This window comes from Marinobacter gelidimuriae, from assembly GCF_000372805.1.
GTDB classification, from domain to species: Bacteria; Pseudomonadota; Gammaproteobacteria; order Pseudomonadales; family Oleiphilaceae; genus Marinobacter; species Marinobacter gelidimuriae.
In genome coordinates this window covers 52917-77178 of record NZ_KB889897.1, presented here as the reverse complement: position 1 = coordinate 77178, position 24262 = coordinate 52917, and the positions used below count along the sequence as shown (strand labels likewise).

General features: G+C 55.7%; 25 protein-coding genes. 10 read left to right on the top strand and 15 right to left on the bottom strand.

Annotated features, from left to right (window positions below):
• Positions 1-80: 80 nt before the first annotated feature.
• The gene (locus A3OI_RS0112045; RefSeq protein ID WP_018404521.1) at positions 81-1235 is read right to left on the bottom strand and encodes an NnrS family protein; all 1155 of its coding nucleotides are present in this window, start codon (positions 1233-1235) and stop codon (positions 81-83) included.
• Positions 1236-1401: 166 nt separating this feature from the next.
• On the opposite strand from A3OI_RS0112045, the gene A3OI_RS0112040 reads away from it, so the two are divergent.
• Entirely contained in the window at positions 1402-2364 is a 963-nt protein-coding gene (locus A3OI_RS0112040; protein WP_018404520.1) for a 2-hydroxyacid dehydrogenase, read from the top strand.
• Positions 2365-2506: 142 nt separating this feature from the next.
• A complete protein-coding gene (locus tag A3OI_RS0112035) occupies positions 2507-3070 on the top strand; it encodes a YIP1 family protein (RefSeq protein ID WP_018404519.1) in 564 nt (187 codons plus the stop codon).
• A 24-nt stretch (positions 3071-3094) separates the two neighbouring features.
• Here A3OI_RS0112035 and A3OI_RS0112030 read toward each other — a convergent pair whose 3' ends face one another.
• Entirely contained in the window at positions 3095-3808 is a 714-nt protein-coding gene (locus tag A3OI_RS0112030) for a Crp/Fnr family transcriptional regulator (RefSeq protein ID WP_018404518.1), read from the bottom strand.
• 228 nt (positions 3809-4036) lie between these two features.
• Here A3OI_RS0112030 and A3OI_RS0112025 point away from each other — a divergent pair, with 228 nt between their 5' ends.
• Positions 4037-4954, top strand: coding sequence for an AEC family transporter (locus A3OI_RS0112025; protein WP_018404517.1), 918 nt, complete (start codon positions 4037-4039; stop codon positions 4952-4954).
• Here A3OI_RS0112025 and A3OI_RS0112020 read toward each other — a convergent pair.
• Entirely contained in the window at positions 4951-5916 is a 966-nt protein-coding gene (locus A3OI_RS0112020) for a cation diffusion facilitator family transporter (RefSeq protein ID WP_018404516.1), read from the bottom strand. The genes A3OI_RS0112025 and A3OI_RS0112020 overlap by 4 nt on opposite strands.
• 156 nt (positions 5917-6072) lie before the next feature.
• Between A3OI_RS0112020 and A3OI_RS0112015 the strand changes: the two genes are divergently transcribed.
• Positions 6073-7674, top strand: a complete 1602-nt coding sequence (locus A3OI_RS0112015) for a BCCT family transporter (RefSeq protein ID WP_018404515.1) — start codon at positions 6073-6075, stop codon at positions 7672-7674.
• Positions 7664-8155 (top strand): universal stress protein, encoded by a 492-nt coding sequence (locus A3OI_RS0112010; protein WP_018404514.1) that lies wholly within the window; start codon positions 7664-7666, stop codon positions 8153-8155. Before A3OI_RS0112015 ends, A3OI_RS0112010 begins: the two co-directional genes overlap by 11 nt.
• A 44-nt stretch (positions 8156-8199) precedes the next feature.
• On the opposite strand, the gene A3OI_RS0112005 is transcribed toward A3OI_RS0112010, so the two are convergent.
• Positions 8200-8817, bottom strand: coding sequence for an SCO family protein (locus A3OI_RS0112005; protein ID WP_018404513.1), 618 nt, complete (start codon positions 8815-8817; stop codon positions 8200-8202).
• Between the two features lie 15 nt (positions 8818-8832).
• Complete coding sequence (locus A3OI_RS0112000) at positions 8833-9687, bottom strand: cytochrome c oxidase assembly protein (RefSeq protein ID WP_018404512.1); 855 nt, start codon at positions 9685-9687, stop codon at positions 8833-8835.
• Between the two features lie 207 nt (positions 9688-9894).
• On the opposite strand from A3OI_RS0112000, the gene A3OI_RS0111995 reads away from it, so the two are divergent.
• Both A3OI_RS0111995 and A3OI_RS0111990 read left to right on the top strand, forming a co-directional pair.
• Complete coding sequence (locus A3OI_RS0111995; RefSeq protein ID WP_018404511.1) at positions 9895-10683, top strand: CbbQ/NirQ/NorQ/GpvN family protein; 789 nt, start codon at positions 9895-9897, stop codon at positions 10681-10683.
• 28 nt (positions 10684-10711) lie between these two features.
• On the top strand, positions 10712-11023 hold the full coding sequence (locus A3OI_RS0111990; RefSeq protein ID WP_228702962.1) for a hypothetical protein: 312 nt from the start codon (positions 10712-10714) through the stop codon (positions 11021-11023).
• A gap of 1 nt (position 11024) precedes the next feature.
• On the opposite strand, the gene A3OI_RS22000 is transcribed toward A3OI_RS0111990, so the two are convergent.
• The 7 genes from A3OI_RS22000 to cadR all read right to left on the bottom strand — a co-directional run bounded on the left by A3OI_RS22000 (position 11025) and on the right by cadR (position 17312).
• Positions 11025-11195 carry a hypothetical protein gene (locus A3OI_RS22000; RefSeq protein WP_018404509.1) on the bottom strand — a complete coding sequence of 57 codons (171 nt, stop codon included), beginning with the start codon at positions 11193-11195 and terminating at the stop codon, positions 11025-11027.
• 1 nt (position 11196) lies between these two features.
• On the bottom strand, positions 11197-13020 hold the full coding sequence (locus A3OI_RS0111980) for a nitric oxide reductase activation protein NorD (RefSeq protein ID WP_018404508.1): 1824 nt from the start codon (positions 13018-13020) through the stop codon (positions 11197-11199).
• Positions 13021-13047: 27 nt separating this feature from the next.
• Entirely contained in the window at positions 13048-13998 is a 951-nt protein-coding gene (locus tag A3OI_RS0111975) for a 4Fe-4S binding protein (RefSeq protein WP_018404507.1), read from the bottom strand.
• Between the two features lie 78 nt (positions 13999-14076).
• A complete protein-coding gene (locus A3OI_RS0111970; protein ID WP_018404506.1) occupies positions 14077-15492 on the bottom strand; it encodes a cbb3-type cytochrome c oxidase subunit I in 1416 nt (471 codons plus the stop codon).
• Between the two features lie 10 nt (positions 15493-15502).
• Positions 15503-15952: a c-type cytochrome gene (locus A3OI_RS0111965; protein WP_018404505.1), complete on the bottom strand. Its 450-nt coding sequence runs from the start codon at positions 15950-15952 to the stop codon at positions 15503-15505.
• 160 nt (positions 15953-16112) lie between these two features.
• On the bottom strand, positions 16113-16760 hold the full coding sequence (locus A3OI_RS0111960; RefSeq protein ID WP_018404504.1) for a cation diffusion facilitator family transporter: 648 nt from the start codon (positions 16758-16760) through the stop codon (positions 16113-16115).
• Between the two features lie 87 nt (positions 16761-16847).
• Positions 16848-17312 carry a Cd(II)/Pb(II)-responsive transcriptional regulator gene (gene cadR / locus A3OI_RS0111955; protein WP_018404503.1) on the bottom strand — a complete coding sequence of 155 codons (465 nt, stop codon included), beginning with the start codon at positions 17310-17312 and terminating at the stop codon, positions 16848-16850.
• 200 nt (positions 17313-17512) lie between these two features.
• On the opposite strand from cadR, the gene hemN reads away from it, so the two are divergent.
• From hemN to A3OI_RS0111940, 3 genes are all read left to right on the top strand, one after another.
• A complete protein-coding gene (hemN, locus tag A3OI_RS0111950) occupies positions 17513-18934 on the top strand; it encodes an oxygen-independent coproporphyrinogen III oxidase (RefSeq protein ID WP_026224169.1) in 1422 nt (473 codons plus the stop codon).
• Positions 18935-19121: 187 nt separating this feature from the next.
• Positions 19122-20117 (top strand): ubiquinone anaerobic biosynthesis protein UbiU, encoded by a 996-nt coding sequence (gene ubiU / locus A3OI_RS0111945; protein WP_018404501.1) that lies wholly within the window; start codon positions 19122-19124, stop codon positions 20115-20117.
• A 13-nt stretch (positions 20118-20130) separates the two neighbouring features.
• Positions 20131-21021 (top strand): U32 family peptidase, encoded by an 891-nt coding sequence (locus A3OI_RS0111940; RefSeq protein WP_026224168.1) that lies wholly within the window; start codon positions 20131-20133, stop codon positions 21019-21021.
• Here the strand turns inward: A3OI_RS0111940 and ubiT are convergent.
• From ubiT to A3OI_RS0111925, 3 genes are all read right to left on the bottom strand, one after another.
• On the bottom strand, positions 21018-21566 hold the full coding sequence (gene ubiT, locus A3OI_RS0111935) for a ubiquinone anaerobic biosynthesis accessory factor UbiT (RefSeq protein WP_018404499.1): 549 nt from the start codon (positions 21564-21566) through the stop codon (positions 21018-21020). The genes A3OI_RS0111940 and ubiT overlap by 4 nt on opposite strands.
• 92 nt (positions 21567-21658) lie before the next feature.
• Entirely contained in the window at positions 21659-22318 is a 660-nt protein-coding gene (gene narL, locus A3OI_RS0111930; RefSeq protein WP_018404498.1) for a two-component system response regulator NarL, read from the bottom strand.
• 26 nt (positions 22319-22344) lie between these two features.
• Positions 22345-24231, bottom strand: a complete 1887-nt coding sequence (locus tag A3OI_RS0111925) for a histidine kinase (protein ID WP_026224167.1) — start codon at positions 24229-24231, stop codon at positions 22345-22347.
• Positions 24232-24262: the final 31 nt, after the last annotated feature.

Below are 24262 nucleotides of genomic sequence, written 5' to 3'. Positions count from 1 at the left end.
TCAAGCCTGTTGGTGACCATTTTAGTGCATATAAATCATAGACTTGAAAGAGTAATACCTAGCGTTAGGTAGTTGCTGGGTCACGCTGGCGCAGTAGAGGTAGCCACTCGTTGCCGGGCCATTTTGCCCAGTCGCAGCAGTTCAAACGCCATCAGCAGCCATACTCCGGCCCACAAAGCAGCCGACCACCACAGTATCTGTGGATGACTGAAGGGTTCGGTACCAGCCGCAAAACGCAGTAAGGTGGCTGCGGCGATAGCAATAGCCAATGGCACTGTGCGGTTCGCTGGCGGCAATTGGCGACAGGCGCGCTGCCAGGCCAATTTCAGCATTACGCTGCCAGCCAGTGTGCCCAGCGCGCCAATGGTAATCAGGTGTAGGCGGGCGCTCATCGGGCGCCCGCTCAATAGCGCAATACCGGAGAGCAGGCCGCCGACCACCAACCAGCTGTAACCAACTGCGAACACCATCAGATCGGGCCGTTCCAGGCAGCGCCAGAGCTTCCAGCGTGCGAGCCTGACGGCGGTGATCAGGGCCGCTGCAACCAACAAGGCCCCGGCCGCGTGCCACAGCGGAGGTATCAGGGAAAAAGGCAAGGCTGCGGCCAACAGAATAATTAACGTGCCTTCCACCCGCGGTTGCAGGCGAGCACTCAAGGCAACGCCTTTTTTATCCAGTGTGTTGGCCACCGACGGCGCCAATATGCGACCGCCCATAAACGTCATCAGCAATAGCAGGCCAATAATGGCCGCGTGCATGATGCGAAATGGGCCAACCTCCGCTATTTCACTTTGCCAGATAGCGGTGCGGCTCAGGCCGAATGCAACCGCCATGATTGCCAGCGTGCCGATCAGTGGCCCTACCATTTTGTTGCGCCATTTTTTGGCGGCACGAAACCGCGGCAGCACCACCGCAGCCAGAGCCAGGGCAAACGCCGGGCTGAGTGTATTGGCTAACAGAGTACCTGGCATAAACCACCAACTGATTCTTGCCGCCAGCCACAAGGCAAACAACAGATACAGGCGCTCCGACGATTGCGGCCCCAAGGTGTAGCCGGCAATCAATGCCAGGGCAAAGCCAAAAATCATTTCGTGGCCATGGCCGGTATTCAGAAGCCCCGCAGGCCAGCCACCGCCGCCCAGCACCGCCCATACCGATAGCGGCACCGCGGCAGCGGCCAGAAGCGCTGCGGCAGGAAAAAACAGCCAGAAAGCCTGGGGGCGAAGGGTTGGCATTGGAACATCCACAAAGTATTTGGGAGCAAGTGCTAAGGTTACTAAAATTGAGCCGTTGTAGTCGAACTATCCGCCAAGTTGCTACTAGTCAGTAGGATAGGCGCAATGTTGCAGCCTCACTCTCCGCGGCTGATAATTCACGTTCTAACTTTTCAGGTATTCAACCATGTCTGCATTTAACGCGGTTTTTCTTGATGTTACATCTCTGAACCAGAACGATCTTGACCTGGAGCCTTTGCGCGCTGTGTTTTCAAAGCTTGAGTGTTACGAGCACACATCTTCCGCCGAAATCGTTCCGCGCCTGCAGGGCGCGCAAGTCGCGATTGTGAATAAAGTGGTTCTCAGTGCCGATGTGTTGAAGGCTTGCCCGGGTCTGAAACTGATTCTGGTGGCGGCCACGGGTTTGAATAATGTGGATTTGCAAGCCGCAGAAGAAGCCGGCGTTACGGTGTGTAATTGCCAGGGCTATGGCACCGCCACCGTTGCCCAGCACACCCTGATGTTGCTGCTGGCGATGGCGACACGCCTGCCGGACTATCAGAGCGCAGTTCGAGAGGGGCGTTGGCAAACGTCTACCCATTTCTGCTTTCTGGATTTTCCGATTGTGGAGCTGGATGGAAAAACCCTGGGTGTTCTGGGCAGCGGTGAGATTGGCAGCGCGGTCGCGCGCCTGGGCGAAGCTTTGGGTATGCGGGTGATTGCCGCCAATCTACCCGGCCGTCCGCCAAAAGCAGGACGGGTAAGCCTGGATGAGTTACTGCAGCAGGCCGATGCCATTACGCTGCATTGCCCGTTGAATGAAAACACCCGGCACCTGATCGGCGAGGCAGAGCTGGCGAAGATGAAGCCCCACGCATTCATTGTGAACACCGCCCGCGGCGGTTTGATTGACGAGCAGGCCTTGGCTGCCGCGCTGCGCCGGGGCCACCTGGGTGGAGCGGCAACGGATGTGCTGGTCCAAGAGCCCCCGGTGGATGGCAACGTGTTACTGGCGCAGGATATTCCACGGCTGATTGTGACACCGCACACTGCCTGGGGTAGCCAGGAGGCGCGGCAGCGGATCGTGGGTCAGGTGGCAGAAAATGCGTCAGCGTTTCGTTCCGGGAAGCCTGTGCGGCAGGTGGTTTAAGGGTTTATCGGTAATTATAGAAACGGGTGTCAGAGTAGGCGACTTGATCTAGGTCATCTCAGTGCCTTGCTGACAGCCGGTATACGGGTCTACATATATCTCAGATGCATCATACTTTGATGCGGTCACACGGAGATATCCCATGAACCTGACCATGCTTTTGCAGTTACCCTTTCACGGCAATGGCGCCTGGCATGAACTGCAGTGCCGTCAGCTATCCATTCCACTGTTGGCTTGGGCCTTGGTGCTGCCTTTATCCCTGTTGCCACCGGTGCTGCTGTATTACGCCGGCAGCCACTACGACGAACATTTTATGGCCGGCTTTGCCGGTAAAGAATGGCGCTTCATCACCACTATCCTGTTTCTTGCCGAGCTGCTGACCTTTTTCGTAATGGGCTGGCTGATTCATTCTGTCGTCGCCGGTAAAGACACGGCTATCAATTACGCAGACGCGTATCTGATCGCAGCCATTGCGCCTGTGCCCCTTTGGCTGTCTTCCCTGGCTTTACTGGTGCCGTCTCTGGCATTCAACGTGGTGGTCGTATTTATCGCGATGGGATTATCGTGCACGTTGATCTACCACGGGTTGAACGCACTGAGTAACCGTCCGGATACAGACGTCGAAGCCATGTCGGCTGCCTATACGGTGATGGCAGCGTCGTTTTTGGCTTGGGCGTTGTTGATGGTTATGGTGTGGGCTTTCTGATTGAACCAGCCGCGGTGATGTGCTCTAGCTGTTTTTACGGTGACCTGACGCCGCGCTTTTCAGGCGCGAGAAGGTAGCGGGTACAACCCCGAGCCAGGCAGCCAACTGGTTGTCTGGCACCCGTTTTGTGAGCTCCGGGTACTCTTCCTGCATCAGCGCATAGCGCTCGATTGCGGGCATGGTGTGTTTTCGAAACTCGCGCATACTGGTTAATTCGGCCAGTTCTTCTGTCAGTGCCAGCGCAAATTTGGGCCATTGGCCCTCACCGTGACTTTGCACTTCCGAGCGGAATGCGGCGAAATCTGCCACCCATGCGGTGACGGGAATACTGCTGTTCAGGCATAAGGTATTTCGCACGGTGCGGCTGCGACCGAACACCGGCCAAATAATATCGCCCTCCGAGAAAAAGTGATGAATGGCTACCTTGCCGCTCGCGGTTTCGCGAAACATACGCACCACGCCATGCTGAATCAGGTAAACATTGGCCCAAGGGCGGTTGTGTTTTTCCATCACAGTTTCAGCATCGATTCTGCGCACGGTGAATAAGCGGGCCAAATCACTCAGAAGCAGGCTTTCTGGCGCCGTCTTATTGTCACTCAGGCGGATACCAAAAACCCGGCTCAAGCTGTTAAGCAAAATCGTTTCAGGGGGCGAGTGCGGCAGCTTAGCCATATCCGGATGTTGCTCCGACAACAGACAAGGCGATGAGGACACATCAGGCCGAAAAATACTGTTCATGGCGTTGCCTCCTCCTCATTGATGTAATTACTCAAATAGCCTAACAGAAAACGTGTATTCAAAATGACTCTGATCATTAACGTTCGGTGATGCCATTTTGCTATTAATAATGATGTCTTAAATACGTAAAAATCCGCTAATAGTTCAGCTATGCATTGCTTTTCCGAGCTGTCTTGAGGTGCATGCGGTGCTAGACTTGCGCGCTTTACGAATCGGGATGAAACTTTCATGGCAGCGGCGTTGGCGCTTTTCTTCAAATTGACACCGCTCTACGTCACAGTGGTGCTGGGCTGGCTGGCCGGGCGCTATTTACAAGCCAGTGGCCGTCACATTGCCGGCATCATGTTGTATATCGTAACGCCATCTATCGTGTTTTCCGGCGTGATGGCGGCACCCTTGGCCCCCGAAATCATTTTGTTACCGTTTCTGGTGTTTGGTTTTTGCAGTTTTCTGGGCATTACCCACCAGGCATTGGCCCGGCGCTGGATTGGCGACAGCAGCGCCGCGATTATGCCGTTGTGTGTGGGCAGCCCCAACGCCGGCTATTTTGGCGTGCCGGTGGCCCTGCTGTTATTCGGCGAGGAAGGGCTGGCAATCTATATTGTGTGCATGCTGGGTACATCGCTGTACGAAAGCTCGGTTGGCTTTTATCTGGCGGCCCGCGGCCGTTACAGCGTGCCCGACGCGCTCAAACGGGTGGCGCGGTTGCCGTCTATGTATGCTTTTGCGCTGGCGGTAACGCTGAATCTGTCGGACGTTGGAATCCCGCAGGTGTTCGAACCGCTGTTTGATAATTTACGCGGCACCTACAGTATTTTGGGGATGATGATTATCGGCATGAGCATATCCAGCTTTCGCGGGCTGGCGGGCAATCTGCGCTTCACCGCTCTGGCCTTTTTCGGTAAGTTTGTATCCTGGCCGTTGCTGGCCAGTGCATTCTGGTGGCTGGATGTGACCCATATGGGCGTCTATTCAGATGCCGTGCATAAAGCCATTTTTCTGATTTCCATCACTCCGATTGCGGCCAATACGGTGGTAATCGCCACCATGCTGGACACATCGGTAAAACAGGCCGCCGGCACAGTGCTGTTGTCTACGGTAGTGGCCCTGGTAACCATTCCGCTAATGGTGGCGCTGGCGTTTTAGGCGTTGACGTCAACGTTTACGTTACTGACGCCGCCGCCATCAATGTCAACCTCGTTGGGGCAGCGGCTGTGGTTGCGTTCCCATTGAATGGTAACGTGAGCAATATTGAAATCCTGCGTCAGCATGCGGTTGGCTTGTTGGATGATATCGTCATCGTCGAGACTGTCGGGTTTTACCAGGTGCACAGTCAGCGCGTTTTCGGTGGTGCTTAAAGCCCATATGTGCAGATGGTGCGCAGACTCTACGCCGGGTAATTGGCTGAGCGCGTTTGCCACGTCGGCAGGGTTTATAGTCCGCGGAACGGCGTCTATGGCCAGACTGATAGAATCCTTCAGCAGTTGCCAGGTGCCAATGAAGATCACCGCGGCAATCACCAGGCTGACCACCGGGTCAATCCAGTTTGCGCCGGTCGCCATAATCAGCACGCCCGCAACCACCACGCCTACAGATACCACGGTATCTGCTGCCATGTGCAAAAACGCGGCACGTATATTCAGGTCGCCTTTCTGGCCCTTCAGAAACAGCAGCATGGTCACGCCGTTAATCAGCACGCCAATGCCCGCCACAACGATGACGGTCATGCCAGCCACTTCGGCCGGGTCGCCAAAGCGGCGTATGGCCTCCCAGGCTATACCGCCCACTGCAGCAATCAGAAACAGGGCGTTGAACAGGGCCGCCAGAATGGTGGTTTTCTTCAAACCATAGGTGTTGCGTTCGGTTGTTTTACGCCCGGCCAGCCAACTGGCGATCCAGGCCATGAGCAAACCCAGCACGTCACTCAGGTTGTGCCCGGCGTCCGCCAGCAAGGCCAGTGACCCCGACAGCACGCCAAATACCACCTCGATAATCACAAACCCCAGATTCAGCGCAACGGCTATGGCGAAGGCGCGATTGTGAGTGTTGAAATGGTCGGCGTGGCTGTGGCCATGACTGTGGCTGTGCGCATGATTGTGATTGTGCATGAAGTAGCTCTGTCGGTTGTGGGTAAGCCGATTGACGTGAGGTTATGGCAACACAGGTCCAGAGCCCTCAGGGGCAAGCAGCACTGGAGCTTTACACCTACTAGTCTATGGTAGGGTAGCTAGCAAAGCTTTGCACACGCCATAAGGAGAAACATCGTGCTAAACCGGCTGCAGCGCCTGCTGGGATTGCAGACCATTCCGGGGGTGTTCTTTACCTCGGCGGGTATTGCCGTGTTGTTTGTGGCTTTGGCTATTCCTTTTGATGAGGCGGTGGCCGGTTTCTTTGGCGGCCTGACGGCCTGGGTTGCGCGCAATCTGGGTTGGTTTTACATCGCCACCGTCAGTTTTTTGCTGGTGTTTCTGCTGGGTCTGGCGTTTAGCCGCTTCGGCTCGATTCGGCTAGGTGCAGACGACTCGCGGCCGGATTACTCCAATCTGACCTGGTTTACCATGCTGTTTGCCGCCGGTATCGGCACCATTTTGATGTTCTGGGGCGTGGCCGAGCCGGTGTCGCATTTTGCCAACCCGCCATTTTCGGATGTGCTCCCCGGCAGTGACCGTGCCGCCCGCGATGCGATGACCCTATCTTTGTACCACTTCGGGCTTCACACCTGGACGATTTTCGCCATGCCCGGTCTCGCCATCGCCTATTTTGCTTACCGCCATCACTTACCCATGCGCATCAGCAGTCTGTTCTATCCGGTTTTAGGTGATCGAATAAATGGACCTTTGGGCTGGGCAGTGGATGTAATTGCGGTGCTGGGCACTTTGTTCGGGGTAGCGACGTCGCTAGGCCTGGGTACGTTGCAGTTGAACAGCGGTTTGAATTATTTGTTGGGCGTGCCGGTATCCGGTTCTGTGCAGGTGATGTTAATTGCGATTATCGCCAGTATTGCCGCGGTGTCGGTGGCCTTGGGGCTGGATAAGGGTGTACGTCGCCTGTCGCAGCTGAATATCATACTGGCGGGTGTTCTGGTTGCGTTTGTGGCGCTAGTCGGCCCAACGGTGTTTATCGCCGAAGGCATGGTGCAAGGGGTAGGTGACTATTTAGACGCTTTGCCATGGCTGGCGTTCTGGACCCAAACCTTCAGTGAAACCGACTGGCAGCGCAAGTGGACTCTGTTTTACTGGGCCTGGACCATTTCCTGGGCGCCCTATGTGGGCATCTTTATTGCGCGAATTTCCCGCGGCCGCACCATCCGCGAATTTATTGCGGGTGTGTTGCTCGCCCCCACGGTGTTCACCCTGGTGTGGTTTGGGGTGTTTGGTTTGTCGGCCATCCACGTAGAGATGAACGGCCAGGTCGCGTTGGCTGCGCAGGTTGAGCAAAACCCTGCCGTGGCTATTTTTGCCTTTTTGCAGGCGCTGCCCCTTGCGCAGTTTTCATCATCGCTGAGCATCATCATCATCGTGATTTTTTTCACCACCTCGTCAGATTCCGCGTCGCTGGTGATTGACATGCTGACCCGCCGTGACGATCAGCCATCACTGGTGCGCCAGCGCATATTCTGGGCTGCAGCCCAAGGCGTGGTGGCAGCAAGCCTACTGCTGGCCGGGGGGTTAGATGCGTTGCAGAATGTGATTACGGCGCTGGGATTGCCGTTCTGCATTTTGCTGATTTTTATGGCGGTGTCGCTGTTCAGAGCGTTGCGCGCAGACAGCCGCGGTTATTCGGTTGATAAACTGGTGCAAGGCCGTGCCTACGACACAGTGTCATCTACCAAAGACGTTAAACAGGAGCATCACGATGTTTCATAAAATATTGTTGGCGATTGACACCGAAGACGACGACGAAGCCAAACGCACTCTGGCTGAAGGCGTTCGCTTGCTGGCTGAGGGCGGCGAGCTGCACCTGGCCAGCGTTTTCAGCCCGGGCGGGTCAGGCTTCTTTCCCCACGTGAGTGACGATACACCGGAAGACCGCGAGAAGGTGGTGCGGGACAAGTTGAACCTGCTGGCGCGTAAATATCTGCCGATGAACCAGGCAGCGCACTTACATGTGATGTGCGGCACACCCTCGGAAAAGCTGGTGGCCCTGGCGGCACAGGCTGAGGTTGATTTGTTGCTATTGGTATCTCGCGGCCCGGGGGGACTCTGGCCGCTGCGCCGGGCGACGGTGGAATACGTTACCGTGAATGCGCCCTGCGCAGTGCTGGTCATGCCGTTTGTAGCTGTGGCGGAAAGCGCCGGGGCCAACAATACCCCGTCTGGCAATGAAGAGGCTGAAGAAAACCGCTGAGCCTGTGTTTCAGAGCGCTTTTGGGGCCTGTTTCAGGCGCAGCTTCAGGACCGGCGCTCCTGGGCCAGGGCGCTAATGTCGTCACGAATCTGCGCCGCGGTCAGGTCGGGCCTTAGCAACAGCCGCGCCTTACCACGAGTATCGAATACATACACACCGGCGCTGTGAGACACATTATAGTTGTTGTTCTCATCCGGCTCGTCGTAACCGAAGGTGGTGCGATAGCGCTTTACCAGCTGTCGTAGCTGGGGTTCGCTGCCGGTCATGCCGGCAATCCGGTCACCGTAGAAACGGGTGTAGGCGGCAATCTGTTCAGGTGTGTCCCGGTTGGGGTCTACGCTGACAAACATTATGGTCACCCGTTCACGCTCGTTTTCCGGTAGCTTGCCTACGGCTTGGGATAGCCGTGCCAGCGTGGTGGGGCAAATGTCCGGGCAATGGGTGAAGCCAAAAAACACCAATCGCACCTGGCCGTCAGAGTCGCTGGCGTTGACAGCCTCGCCCTGGGTGTTTATAAGCTCGAATTCCAAAGGCGGCATTAAACCGCTGATGTCTTTGCCATGCCATTCACGGTCGCTCTGATCACAGCCCACCAGCGCAAAGGTAGCGAGCAATAGCGCGATTAGAGCGGCGGTTCTTGTGCCTGAAATAAAAGTCGGCATAACGGTGCGTTCCTCTCAGGTGTTCATGTGCCCGGATGGTTGGGCCAGCGCTGCGGCCTGTTTTGGGTAACGGCCATCTTCGTACATGGCCCGCCGTAAAATAATCAGAATACCCAGCACGCTCATCATCGCCGGCGGAATCCAGGTCAGCAAGCCGCCAAGTAGCTGGTCGGTCTCTGGCGCCAGCGGCCAAGCGCGGCCGCACACCTCGTAAACGTCGTACACCATGTCCCGTGAAAACACGATCCAGGCGCCTAGCAGCATTTGCGGAACCGCCACCAACGCCAGCAGCAGCATTCGTTTGCCGTAGCCCAGAGCGTTGGTTATGTAAGGGGAACGGGGATCGAGTATCAGCCACCAGAACAGCAGGCCATCTAACAGCATGCTCCAGTTCATGACCCAGTACAGCTGGCGGCTTAGCATGGCGTCGAAGTGAATGCTGGGCGACAGCCAGAAATAAACCAGGCCCACGAACAACACTGGCGCTACGACCGGATGTTGTAAAACGCGGTAGCTCAGCCGCACGGGCGCTAGCCACGGCAGCGCGCTGCGGGGGATTTTTCGGCCCCAGAAACGCATTACCGGTAACGGGTTAGACAGGGCGATCAGAAACGGGCCCAGGTGGTGCAGAATCAGATGCTGGCCCCGATGTACAAAAAACATGTATTGGGAATAGTAGTCGAAAGCGGTTTGCATCACCGCGTAACACAACATCACGCCGACCACGAAGGTGACAATGCGCCCGGGGCCAGGACGTTCGCTATCGGGCATGCGCAGAAGCGCCACGCCATAAAGCGCCAACACTAGCGCATAACTGGCGATGGTCAGGGGTGAAAAATCGTAAGGCAGCAGGGCTTTGACGCCGTTCATAAGTGCTACTCGAAATGGATCTGTTGCAAGCGCTGGCGCGAATTCGTTGTTTTCCTAGGTAGATTGTTGATCGCCGTTGTTTTTAATTCAAGTAGGCAGCCTACCTAACCTTAGGTATCACCAAAAATAGGTTGTGAAGAGCGGGCTTTTAAACCAATATTCAACATGAATTTTATAAATTGCGCCAGCCGCCAAGGATTTCTGCAGATGACGTTTTACCACCCTGTAGGTAGTGAAATTGAACTCTTCCACGCCGCCGCGAATAACGGCCTGCCGGTTCTGATCAAAGGTCCGACAGGCTGCGGCAAAACCCGCTTTGTTCGTTACATGGCCGAACAACTGAACCGACCGATTTATACCGTTGCCTGCCACGACGATCTGACGGCAGCTGACTTGGTTGGGCGGCACCTGATCGGCCCGCAAGGCACCTACTGGCAAGACGGGCCCTTGACCCGCGCGGTTCGTGAAGGCGGCATTTGTTACCTGGATGAAGTAGTAGAAGCGCGCAAAGACACCACGGTTGTACTGCATCCGCTGGCGGATGACCGCCGCGAGCTGCCGATTGAGCGCACCGGTGAGCTGCTGACGGCAGCACCGGGCTTTATGCTGGTGGTTTCCTACAACCCGGGTTATCAAAGTCTGCTGAAAGGCATGAAACCAAGCACCCGCCAACGATTTGTATCGCTGCGGTTTGATTACCCTTCGGCGGAGATAGAGCAAGCCATCGTGATGGAAGAATCCGGTTGCGACCGCGATCTTGCAAAGCAATTGGTTCGTTTGGCAACAGCGCTGCGCAACCTGAAAGACCACGATCTGGAAGAAGCCGCATCCACGCGGTTGCTGATTCACACAGCTCTGCTGATACGCGCAGGTTTGCCAACAGCGGTAGCTTGTCGCGCGGGCATGATCGAGCCGCTTTCAGACGACGAAGCAACAGTCAGTTCATTGATGGAGGTGGTATATGCAGTATTCGGGCGCCCAGACGAAACCCGCTAGCGGAGCGGTTGTACCGGTTATCTGGTACTTGCTGAATTTATTGGCAATGCCGGTTATCGGGTTTGTGATCTTGCTCTGGATGTATGTCGGAAGTTCCGGGGTTAACGAACTGCGCCGTGCTCACACGCGAGCTGCTCTTTATATGTCACTGATTGGTTTTATTTTGATCAGTTCGGGCGTTGCTATCGGCTGGATGTTCTTCGCCGATGTAGGGCATTTCGGAACCTTTGCCCTGGTGTGGGCCATCGCCTTGCATACTGGCTTTGTGCTCTGGGGAATGATTTCATTGGCGCAAGCCATGTCTGATAAGAGGCCTTTGTTTCCGGCTCGGTGGCTCTGACTCAGGAGCTGGAGGCGTCAGGGAAGGTGGCTGGGTCGAGACTGCGGGCGACGGCAAAACCGATGAGCATGATTCCGAATACCGCCAGCTCGGCGAAAATGAATAGCCATACGGCGATATCGCCGGGAAGCTGGTGTGGACGGGGCTCCGGCTCAAGAGTCAGGTCTGTCATATCACTGTGTCAGTTTCAGGTAGAGTTTGGGGAGCTGCAACGGCAGCTGTGCCGGGTCACGAATCACCACATAATTATTGCTACCGAAAACGTAAGGTAAGTACTCGCTAGCCTCGTCATCAATGGTGACACAAAACGGCGTCAGGCCAGCTTTAATGGCTTCCTGCACCGCCATGCGCGTGTCTTCAACGCCGTAGCGGCCTTCATAGATATCCAGGTCATTCGGTTTGCCATCGGTCAGCAGCAGCAGGACTTTTTGTTGTTCGTGGCGCGCCTCCAGCAATTTGGTGGCTTGGCGAATGGCGGCGCCCATGCGGGTATAAAAACCCGGTTCCAGCGCCTGAATCCGGCCCCGAATGGTGCTGGTATAGGCTTCATCAAAACCCTTCAGGTGATGGAAGCGCACGTGGTCACGCCGTCGTGATGAAAATGCAAACAGGGCGAAGGGGTCGCGGCTGGCCTGTAGGGCTTCGCTGAGCAGTTGCAGGCCGTCCCGGGCAATGTCGATGACTCGCTGATGGTTGTTTATATAGGTCTCGGTTGAGAGCGACACATCCGCCAGCACCAGGCAGGCAAGGTCGCGCTGGCTTTGTTGGCAGCGGCGAAACAGCTTCTGATCAATCGCCCCCTGGCCGCGCCGGTTCTGAACCTCCCGTTCCAGGCAGGCGTCCAGATCCAGCTCGTCTCCGTCCAGTTGCCTTTTTTGCCACTGCTTGAGGGGCTTTAGCGCGCTGAACTGGCGCTGCAGACGTTTGGCGGGTCGGCGCAGTGCTTCCGGAAGCTCCGCGGGCTCAGCGTCTTTTGCCAGCATAGGTTGCACGCAGCAGAAGGCTTCCCGGTAGCTCTGGCTGCGCCAGTCCCACTCCGGCAAATGAATACCCGGGCCAAGGCGCAGGTCGTCGTGTTCTTCCGAGGGCAGATCCAGGTCAAACTTGATAGACGACGACGTCTCCTTGCGGTCATTGGACACGGAGATCATGTCCATATCGTCTGCAACTGCCTCGGCATCTTCCTCTTTGGTGTCGTCCCCTGCTCGGTCAACCGGAATGAAGTCGGTCCAGGAAAACAGACTTTCCAGGCGGAAAATCATCAGCCCCTGATCGCGGTCGAAGGCTTCCACGCGCTCTGCCTGGCGGCGCTTGTTTTTCTTGGTCAGCCCCCCGGGGCTGGATTGAGTGTCCTCATCGCCGGTTACCGGTCCGTTAGCTTTTCCTTGTTCCAGAGCCGGGTATAACCAAAGAATGACCGGCCAGGGATCAGTTCCAGCGGAGGGCAGGGCAGGAACACTGCCCGGATGGATAAGCGCCTGGCGGATCGCCTGTTCACGGATGGCTTCCCCGGCCGAGAGGCCTTCTGGATCGGGACGCCAGCGCAGAACCTGTTGCACCAGGCGCTGGTAAACACGTTCCAGCCCCGGCCAACGCGCGATCACATCCTGAACCAGCGCCTGATTGCCGGTAAACCAGTCACAATCAGCCGGAGCCGGGTTAGCTGCGAGTGCGGCCAGCCATATATAGAGTTCCCGGTTCAGGCGTTTGGAAGGGAATTTAGCCACTTTTTCGGGCAGGCGCAGATTTTGTTCATCCCGCCAGGCCAGCTCAAATTTACGGTGTGTTCCGGCGATTTTGTGCAAAAACCGTCGGCGCAGTCGAAAGTGCCTGGGTTCTGCCGTCACCAGGCTGAGCGCCGGATCACCGCCGAAGGCGCGGAACACAATGCCGAGGCTGCGGGCTTCGTCTTTTAGATAAACGGCGTGCTCGGGGAATTCCCCCAGAGCCTGGCGGGTAATGTATTCGTGCCACTTGTAGCCGACCCACTCTTCCATCGTAAGTTTCTCTTATCTCAGACGCTGTTAAGCCCGCTGTCTGGCGGGTTTGCTGTCAAGCTGGTGGCTGGGAATCAGAACAGTCTGCCGGCTGGGCTCGCCCGGTTGCCAGTGCAACAGGCTGCCTTCTGGGTTGTTTTTTTGCACCTCACGGCAGGCGCTCACGCATTGCAGGCACTGGGTGCAGGAAAACTTTGCGCGTTTATGGCTGCGAGTAGGCAGGCGCATAGGGCAAGCCTCGTCGCAGGCTTTTGTGCAGTCGCGGCAGGCCTCGGCGCGGCTGGTGTCAAAGGTCACTAGCTGCCCGCGGCCATGGGCCATCCAGGCAATACTCTGTACGACGCCGAACACGCAACCGTATTTGCAAAAAAGATGGCGGGCAAACAGAAAGTCCAGCGTGAAAGCCGTGGTTGCTGCGGCGAGAAAAATGCTCGGGTAAAACGCCAGGTTGCCAGTGATCAAGTCCGTATATAACGGAATGGGTGGCAATAGGTAAGAAAGCAGAGCGAGGGCCCAAGAAAAACCAATCAGACCGCAAACTAGTGACAAGCCCGCCCAGTGTATGACCTTGCCGCGGCGGCCTTTTTTAAGGGCTTCCCAGAGTGTCGGGCGGCCGGTAATACGTGTCATCAATTGGTTGATGGTTTCCACTACAGAGAAATGCGGGCACAGCCAGCCGCAGTATATTCGTCCCCACTTCCAGGCAACCCAGAGTACAAGGGGAACCAGCACCAGAATGGGAAGAATGAACCACAGCAGTATCTGGCTGGCGACGTCCACAGGAGAACTTTGCACCACCCAGTCGAGATTCAGATTGAACGAGAGCGGAAAACCAAGTAATACAAACCGGGTCTCCGTCAGGTCATAGCGAAAGATATTCAGCACCGGTGCCAGCAGGAATAACCCGAAGAAAGCAGCACGGGTGATCAGCCGCTTGTCCTGAAGTGTGTCTTTGGGATTCGCTTGCTGCACGGTCACAATTGCGTTCCGGATAAGCAGGGCCGGAAACGTGTTCCGGCCCTATGGATTTACCCTATGGGTTTCAGGGTGGCGGGCTTACGCGTCCTGAAGTGCGGGGCCACGAACTTCGTCGTCAAAGGATGCCTGTCCCTTGATAAAGAAGCTGCAGAAGTACACCACCAAACCGCCTGAAAAGAAGCAGCCAGCGATCAGGCGCGCCCAGTAAAACACCGCGATCTTGTCCTGGGTGGCCATAAACGACAGTGCTTCACCGCTTTCTGGCATACGTTGCAGCCAGATTTGCAGGATGCCTGCACCCGTCAGGAACAGGGTGATGAACACCATGGAGATGGTCATCAACCAGAACCCCCACATTTCCACCACCTGGGCCTTGTTGCTGTTGCCGTAAGGCCGGCCCCGCATGATCGGCATGGCGTAGGAAATGATGGTGAGCACGATCATCACATAGGCGCCGTAGAACGCCATATGGCCATGGGCCGCCGTGATCTGACTGCCGTGGGTGTAGTAGTTTACCGGTGCCAGCGTATGCAGAAAGCCCCACACGCCTGCGCCCAGAAAAGCCATCACAGCAGTACCCATAGCCCACAGAGTCGCGGCCTTATTGGGGTGATTACGTTTGCGCCGATTGATCATAGTGAAGGCAAACAACACCATCATAAAGAACGGCAGGGGTTCCAGTGCCCCAAACACAGAGCCCAGCCACAACCAATACTCGGGTGGTCCGATCCAGAAGAAGTGGTGACCGGTGCCGATGATGCCGGTAATCAGCGCCATGGCAATGATGACGTACAGCCACTTCTCGATGACTTCGCGATCTACGCCGGTGATTTTAATCAGCACGAAGGCCAGGATGGCGCCCATGATCAGTTCCCATACGCCTTCAACCCACAGGTGTATGACGAACCACCAGTAATACTTGTCGGTGGTCAGATTTTCGGGGTTGTAGAAGGAGAACATCCAGAGCACGGTCAGGCCGATCAGGCCGGTGATCAGTATAATATTGACCACGGTTTTGCGGCCTTTGAGGGCGGTCATCAGGATATTGAACAAAAACCCGATGAACACCAGGGCCAGGCCTATTTTGGTAATCGTGGGTTGTTCCAGAAACTCCCGGCCCATAGTGGGCCACAGTTTGTTCATGGTGACTTCCGCCAGCGTGGCGTAATCCACAAACAGGTAACCCAGAATGGTCAGTGTGCCGGCAACCGCAAACACCCAGAACAGAATCCACGCAAGCAGCGGGCTGTATAGCTCGGTTTGCGCTTCTTCCGGTACCAGATAATAGGTTGCGCCCATAAAACCGAACAACAGCCAGACGATCAACAGGTTGGTGTGAACCATCCGGGCAACGTTGAAGGGTATTTCCGGGAACAGAAAATCACCCACCACGTATTGCAGGCCCAGAATCAGGCCGAACACGATTTGGCCGGCAAACAGAATCAAGGCAAAGATGAAGTAGGGCATGGCGACCCGTTGAGACTCGTATTTCATGTTTTCTCCCTTAGCCTTCGATGTTGGGTGGCCAGCCGTTATCGTCGATCTTGGACGTCCACTCGAGGAACGATGCGAGATCTTCGATTTCCTGGTCGGTCAGGTTGAATTGCGGCATTTGCCTGCGACCGGGCACGTTTGTGGGCATGGCGTTCATCCAGGCGTTCATGTACGCCTTGAACACGTCGCTGTTGCCGGCGCCGCGGCGGTCGAATACGTTGGCAAGCTCTGGTGCAAAATAAGCACCTTCACCCATAATGGAGTGGCAGCCGACGCAGTTGTTGTTTTCCCAAATGTGTTTGCCATTAACAACCTGCTTGGTGAGCTGGTCCCGGTTATCCCGCTCGGGCATCGCCCGCGATTGAGTGTCAAAAGTCAGAATCAGAAACAGCAGGATGAAGAAAGTGCTTCCCCCCAGATAGATGTTTCTGGCCATGCTTTTGGTAAAGCGTTCGGCCATTGGAATGCTCCCTTGGTTGATTTGAAATACCTGACGAGCTCACTAACGAGTCAATAAGGTGTATCAGTAATGAATATTATCGGTCGTTGTGGGGTTTTATGCCAGCAGGCAGGGGAGTTACCTCTAAAGAGGTATGCGGCAGGATTGATGGGTTTTTCGGTTAGCGGAACACCGTCTTTACTTCGGTGCCAACGGGGCTTTTGGCCTCAGAAATATCCATTCGAGCATGGCGCACAACGCTGATGCCGGCCGATATCGCCAGGGTGCCCATAATGGCGGCAACACTTAGGTCCGGCCAGGCGCTTCCCGTTCCGAACACGCCCAGAGCGGCTGCCATCACAGCCAGGTTGCCGATGGCGTCATTCCGGCTGCATAGCCAGACCGAGCGCATATCAGAGTCGCCATCCCGAAACCGAAAAAGCACAAATGTAACGCCTACGTTGGCAATCAGAGCCAGCAGCCCAATGGTGCCCATGGTAAACGGTTCGGGGGTAACGCCCTGTTCCATCACCCAAAGCGCACGGGCCCACACCACAATGCCGAACATCACCATGGTAATACCTTTCACCATGGCCGCGCGCCCGCGCCAGAGCATGCCGAGGGACAGAACGGAAAGTGACAGAATGTAGTTGGCGCTATCGCCAAAGAAGTCGATGGCGTCCGCCATCAGGGAAACGGAGCCAGATTGCAAACTGGCAGCACCTTCCACAAAAAACATGGCCAGATTAACCCAAAGGGCAATCCACAGTGCGCGACGAAAACCCGGAGCCGGGGATTTTAGTACTGGACCAGAGCAACCGCACGCCATAAACACCTCCTTTTATCAGGTAGGTGTGTATTAGAAACCCTGTAGTTACTACAGGGTCAATGTCCGGCAAGCTGTTTGGGCAAATTTTTAGTGGTTACCCGGTTTGTGGGTTCCGGGCACGTGATTGGGCTGGTCTGTGTTGTTGCCAGACAGGTCGCCCAGCTCTGAACTCAGGCCCCCCATAATGCCGCACTGCTCAACGGTGCCTGTCTTTGAGCAGGCCTGTTGCAGTTGCTGCAGAGCCGTTTCAAGATTCGCGAGTTCATTCAACCGGTCGCGCACGTGGCTCAAATGTCGGGCCAGAAGGGCGTCAACTTCATGGCAGTCTGCTTCGGGATTTTCGGACAGCCGAATTAACTCGCGGATTTCGTCCTGAGTCATATCAAGGTTACGACAGCGCTTGATGAACAAAAGACGGTTCAAGTGTGCGTTACGATAAACACGGTAACCGCTGGCGTCTCGATCCGGCTTTAGCAGCAAACCGATTTTTTCATAGTAGCGAATCGTTTCGACGGGAACGGATGCGTGCCCGGATACCTCACCAATTTTCATCGCATCGGGTTTCCTGACAGGGTGATTGTCCCAAAAGGAGTAGACAATATACGCAACAAGCGCAACAGCTGTGTTAGATCTGCCTTGATATACTGTTGCCTGGTTCACAGATGATTCGAATCAAGATGGCTGCGCTGAAACACGGTTACGATGCCGGTTTACAGCCTGCTCCATATTCAAGGCGCCCAGAGTTTTTAATTATGGCTTCCACAACCGCAGTTCCGTCTTCTGACACCATTATTCTGCCCGAGTTTACCTGGGATGACGCGCTGATTCGCCGCTACGATCTGAGCGGCCCGCGCTATACCTCTTACCCTACGGCGGTGGAATTCAATCAGACGTATCCGATTAACGATATGGTGCAGGCGGCCGCACGCAGCAAGGCCACCGGCCGACCGCTGTCGTTGTACACCCACATCCCGTTTTGTGCGCATCTGTGCTACTACTGCGCGTGCAACAAAGTGATCACCAAAAAGCGTAATAATGCCCAGCCTTATGTGCAACGCCTGCTGAAAGAAGCGGCCATGCAAGCCGAATTGTTCGGTGCAGACCGGCCGGTGAAACAGTTGCACCTGGGCGGCGGAACGCCAACGTTCCTGCCCCGCGATGTGATGCGCGAATTGATGCACGGCTACGGCGAACTGTTCAATCTGCAAACCGATGGCAGCCACGACTACAGTATTGAAATCGACCCGCGGGAAGTTGACCAAGACACCTTGTCCACCCTGTGGGAGTTGGGCTTTAACCGCATCAGCCTGGGCGTGCAGGATGTAAATCCCCAGGTGCAAAAAGCGGTCAACCGCATACAGCCTAAGGAAATGACCCGCGGGGTGTTGGATGAAGCGCGCCGCCTGGGCTTTGGTTCCATTAACCTGGACCTGATTTACGGACTGCCGTATCAGACCCCGGACAGCTTTGCGGCAACACTGGAAGAAGTGATCGACATGTCGCCAGACCGGCTGTCGGTGTTCAGTTACGCCCATCTGCCAGAGCGGTTCTACCCGCAAACACGGCTCAAGGGTGACACCATGCCCACGCCGCAGCAAAAGCTGAGCATTTTGCACAACACCATTAATAGACTGCTGGATGCCGGCTATGAATACATCGGTATGGACCACTTTGCCAAGCCGGATGACAGCCTGGCGCTAGCCCAGCGCGCCGGTCGCCTGCATCGCAATTTCCAGGGTTACACCACCCACTCGGATTGCGATCTGGTGTCGCTGGGTGTGTCGGCCATCGGCCAGACCGATGACGCATACTTCCAGAACAACCACGACCTGCCATCCTGGGAGGCCGCGATAGATTCAGGCCAGCTGGCGATCACCAAAGGCGTGAACCTGACCCGTGACGACCGTCTGCGGCGCTGGGTAATAGGCCAGCTGATCTGCCAGTTCCGTCTGGACCGTCAGCAATTTGCCGCCGAATGGAACGAAGACTTTGACCAGTATTTTGCCGATGAGCTGGCGCGCCTGAAGTCGATGATAGCCGACGAGTTGATTGCAGATAACGGCCGCGTGCTTCAGGTGCAGCCCGCCGGACGGCTGCTGATTCGTGCTATTTGCCAGATTTTTGATGCCTATCGCAAAGAAGGCGCCACTCAGCGGTTTTCGCGTATTATCTGATGTCTATCGGGGCAATTCTGCTCTGATAGGCCTGTTCTGATTCCCGCTAAAGCAATCTGGAACATTCTAGTTTCGTAATAGTACGCAGAGTATCTAGTCAGAAGTATTCGCTGAACCCCTGACAAAGGTCAATGCACTGCAGATTGCACGGCGTATGGTTTCGTAACTCTATGTATGGAAGACGTTTATGGAACTTGTATGTCCGGCTGGCAGCTTGCCGGCGCTTAAAGCAGCGGTGGATAACGGCGCCAACGCGGTTTACCTTGGCTTTAAAGACAGCACCAATGCTCGCCAGTTTAAAGGTTTGAATTTTAACGACAAACGCGCAGCAGAGGGTATTGAGTATGCCCACAAAAACGGCGCGCGGGTGTTCTGTGCAATCAACACATTTCCTCAGCCTCAGGGCTGGAAAACCTGGACTGCCGCGGTAGACCGAGCCGCAACGCTGGGCATAGACGCGATGATACTGGCAGACATGGGATTGTTGGATTATGCCGCCAGTCGCTACCCCCAAATAGACAGACATTTGTCTGTGCAGGGGTCAGCCACCAGCTACGAAGCTTTACGCTTTTATAAAGACAACTTTGGCATTCGCCGTGCGGTGTTGCCGCGGGTGCTATCGCTGGACCAGATTCGCGGCCTGGCGAAGCACAGCCCGGTAGAGCTTGAAGTATTCGCCTTTGGCAGCCTGTGTATTATGGCCGAAGGCCGCTGTTACTTGTCTTCTTATATCACCGATGAATCTCCTAACACCCGCGGTGCCTGCTCGCCGGCCAAAGCCGTGCGCTGGCAGGAAACTTCCCAGGGATTGGAATCGCGGCTTAATGGCATCTTGATTGACCGCTACGGCAAGGGCGAATCCGCTGGTTACCCAACCCTGTGCAAAGGACGCTTTGAAGTAGAAGGCAGCGTTTACCATGCCATAGAAGAACCGGTCAGCCTGAACACCATAGACCTGCTGCCGCAGTTGCAGGAACTGGGCATCAGCGCGGTGAAAATTGAAGGCCGCCAGCGCAGTCCTGCTTATATCGCCGACGTGGCCCGCACCTGGCGCCAGGCTCTGGACAGGCTTGAAAATAGCGCCGCTGAATTTGCGGTAGACCCGGCCTGGAATGCCACCCTGGCAGGTTTGTCAGAAGGCGGACTGACCACCATCGGCGCCTATCACCGCAAATGGAAATAAGGTGAAATATTCTATGCTCAAACTCTCATTAGGCCCTGTACTTTGGTTTTGGTCACGGCAAACTGTGTTTGATTTCTACGCCAACGCTGCGGAATGGCCGGTAGATACGGTGTACCTGGGTGAAACCGTATGCGCCCGCCGCCGCGAACTGAAACTCGCCGACTGGCTAGAAATCGCGGGCGTGCTGAAAGACGCCGGCAAGCAGGTGGTGTTGTCCACCCAAACCCTGATTGAATCCGAAGCTGATCTGCGCCTGCTGCGCCGCATTTGCAGCCAACAGGATTACCTGATTGAAGCCAATGACCAGAGCGCGCTTCAGCTGGCCAGCAACAACAATCTGCCCTTCGTAACGGGGCCGGGCCTGAACATTTACAACGTTGCGACGCTGAAGGTGCTCGCAAAGCGGGGCTTGAAGGGATGGAGCCTGCCCGTGGAGCTGGGCCGTGAAACTCTGATCGAGCTGATTGCAGAGTTAAAAGCCGAAGGCCTGGATCTGCCGGCAGAAGTGTTTGCCTGGGGTTTTTTACCTTTGGCCTGGTCGTCGCGCTGCTTTACCGCACGCTATTACAACCTGCCAAAAGACAACTGTGAATTTCGCTGCCTGCAGCATCCGGATGGTTTGGAACTGCGGTCCCGTGAAGCCCAGGAGCTGTTTCGCCTGAACGGCACATCGACCTTGTCTGGCGCCCGTTATGATTTGTTGCGAGAGCTTCCGGATATGGTCGCCATGGGTGTTGATACCGTGCGTTTGAGTCCGGAACACCAAGGTATGGCCGAGGTGGTGCAGCGTTTTGATCAGGTACGTCGGGGTGAAATACCCTATAGCGATCCATTAACCGTGAGGGAAGCGCCGCCGTGCAACGGCTACTGGTATGGTCAACCGGGTATGGATCAGCGGGCTTAGCCGCTGACGCCGATGCTCCACTCAAGGCTGTCCAGCAGGTTTTTCAGTGCCAGGCCCAGTTCAGTGTCACCCTCAATCACAATGCGGCGCTGGAAAAACAGCTGGTCTGGATCCTGACCCTGTTCGGCCAGAGTTTTGAAAGCGCTCAGAGAACCCCGAATGGTAGCCTCACCTGGGCCGTCTACAATGCGCAGCCTGCCCGCCCAGAACCCAAAGGTGACACCGGGCTGACCGCCATTCAGTTCCAGGCGAATTCTGCGCCCTTCAAAATCATCAAACTCGCCGTCGGTAATGGCCTCGGCAAACAAGCCATTCAGCGGCGCTTCGATGATCAACTGCTTCAACACCAGCGGAATTCGATGATCAATAGCGGCCAATAACGGAGAAGGCGAGGGCAGATACTCGTCCAGCAGCGCCAGCGAATTGGTCATTAACGGATTGGCGGTTAATTTCTGACTTACGGCCTGCATGCGTGACATGCCTGGCAGCGTATGAAATGCGGGTAGCGAAAGACGCGGCAAAAAAGTGGGCACGTGCAGGGCCATGAGTGTCTCCGTTGGTGATCAAACACGCCGCTAAGGGCGCGTCTGGAAACACCTACATTAACCAAGGCTGGCTCGTGCCGCGTTGATATAGCTCAGCTCTTGTGCAGACCCTCTTCCACCGCCCACACCGCGACTTCCACCCGCGAGCGTAAATTGAGCTTTTTCAGCAAGTGTTTTACGTGCACTTTTACGGTGCCGTCGCTGATGTCCAGCTTGCGGCCGATCATCTTATTAGACAGGCCTTCAGCGATGAGCTTCAGAATGTCTTTTTCCCTCGGAGTCAGGCTATCGAAGTCTGGCCGTGAAGGTTGTTGTTGTTTGTTGTTGCGCAGAGCTTCAGCTAGCAAGGAGGTAAGGCGTTCGCTAATAACGAGTTTGCCTACGGCTGCCTGGTGCAGCTGGTTAATCATATCCTCCGGTTCCATATCCTTTAGAAGATAGCCGTCGGCACCGGCGCGCAATGCTTCAACCACGTCGTCTTGCTGGTCTGACACCGTGAACATAATAATGCGCGAGCTGATGTTGTGGGCCCTTAACTGGCGCAAGGCTTCAATACCGCTCACATCCGGCATGTTCAAATCCATCAGGATTAGGTCTGGCTCCAGTTCCAGGGCAATGCGCACACCGTCTGTCGCGTTGCTGGCCTCGCCTGCTATCTCAAGATCTGGTTCCATTTCGATCAGTTGCTTGATGCCCTTGCGCAATAAAGGGTGATCATCTATCAACAATATGCTTGCAGGTGTATCAGACATGGCTCTCTCTTTATGGGGGTAAACCGTCAATTGGAATCCGCGGTTTGCGGATTATTGGCCGGTTTAACCGGGATTAGATTCCTGGCGTGGGGAATAAAATGCAAGCTTACTTCCACTCCTCCTTGCGGATGATTAGCGACCGTTAGCTGGCCGCCCAGTGAGCGGGCGCGGTCTTGCATAATGATCATGCCGTAATGGTTCTCTGGCTGACCTGAATCGGGTAGCCCGCGACCGTTGTCACGGATTTTAGCCTTAACCTGCGGAGACTCGAAACTGACGTCGACCCACACCGCTTCGGCTTTGCTGTGCTTTACCGCGTTGGCCAGCGCTTCGCGCACAACTTGAAGCGTGTGAATTTCTTCGTTCGGCGAAAGCGTTTGTGCGGGCAACTTGTACTCCAGATGAACGGGTTTGGCCATGCGTTCAGCAAATTCGTGCACGGTCTGGCGTAGTGCAGCGCCAAGGTCTGGTGTGTCCAGTTTCAAACGGAAGGTTGCTAACAGTTCCCGCAACTGACGATAGGCACTGCTTAGCCCCGTGCTTAGTTCGTCTAATACCGCGTCGTACCCCGTTTTTTGTGGGCCGTCCATGTTCATTCTGCGCAATCGAGTAACCTGGATTTTAAGGTATGACAAAGACTGGGCCAAAGAGTCATGAAGTTCGCGGGCAATAACGGTACGTTCTTCGGCCAGCGTGCGCTGCTGTTCCTCGGTAATTTGCCGTTCCAGAAATATGGCCGTGGCCAGCTGGTCGCTTAGAGTTTCCAACAGCCGTCGTGAGGTTTTGGACAAATCCTGTGAGGCCGGGTACCAGACTTCCAGAGTGCCCAGCAGTTGGCCAGGGGTGCGAATGGGTAGCAGCAAACGGCGGCCGTCATTGCCGGGCATTGGCAGCTCGTCGTGTTCCTCTTCGGTCACCAGGCAGGCGTTACAGCTGTGATCGCGGCAGTAAAATGGGCGTACTGTGGTGGCAGTGGTGACGGCTTGAATCGGCTCTGCAGAGGCTTTGTCGTGCAGGTACAGATTGATAGGGCCTATGCCGAGCATCTGCTCCAGCTGCTTCAACATGGGCACTGCACCATCGCACAAGCTGTGATTCGCAAACAGAGTGCGGCTGGACGAATGCAGTAATTCGAGCGCAGCGTGGCTTTTCTCCAGCTCTTCGGTTTTGGCTTTGACCTTGTTTTCGAGTTCGTAGTAGGTAAGCGCCAATTCGCTGGTCATTTGGTCAAACGCGGCCCCTAGCTGCGCCAGTTCATCAGAGCCGCTCAGCCCGGCCCTGTGGGAGAAATCCTGCTTGCTGACGGACTCTGCAATGGTGACCAGTTTTCGTAGCGGCCGCAGAACGCGGTTTTTCAAGTCCAGAAACAGCGCCAACACAATCAGAATAGCGAACACCAAGCTGATCACCTGCATCAGGTGAAGCAGACTGATACGGGCTTCGGTACGGTTTTCAAGCATAGACACCAGCACATCGACATTGTCTACGTAGCTTTGGGTGGTGTTAATCATAGAGCCGGTTAGCGAGTTTCCGGGCTGGTGTTGTGCCAGCATGGGGCCAACGCTGGAGTTCCACTGGTTGACTACGTCGCGGTAGCGTTGCGCCAGCGGGTGATCGGTTGTAAGTGGTAATGACTGGATAATATCAGCATGGACCAGGCGCTGATCGTAGCGGCTTATCATCTGGTTCAGGGCCTGGCGCGTATTGGCGGTATTCTGGTCTTCCAGTCGCGCTACCTGCGCCAGCAACTGAAACGCGCCCATACGCAAGGTGCCAGCCAGGTTAATGGCGGTGGCGTTACCGGCAATGCTTTGTGACACCCCCAAGGTGACCCCCATACTGACAATGGCGGTGAGTACCACCGCACTAACGGCGATTGCAATCCGGTTAACGAGTGAGCTTTTGGAGGTCATAGGGTATTTGTTAGGTGGCGAGTGGGTATCG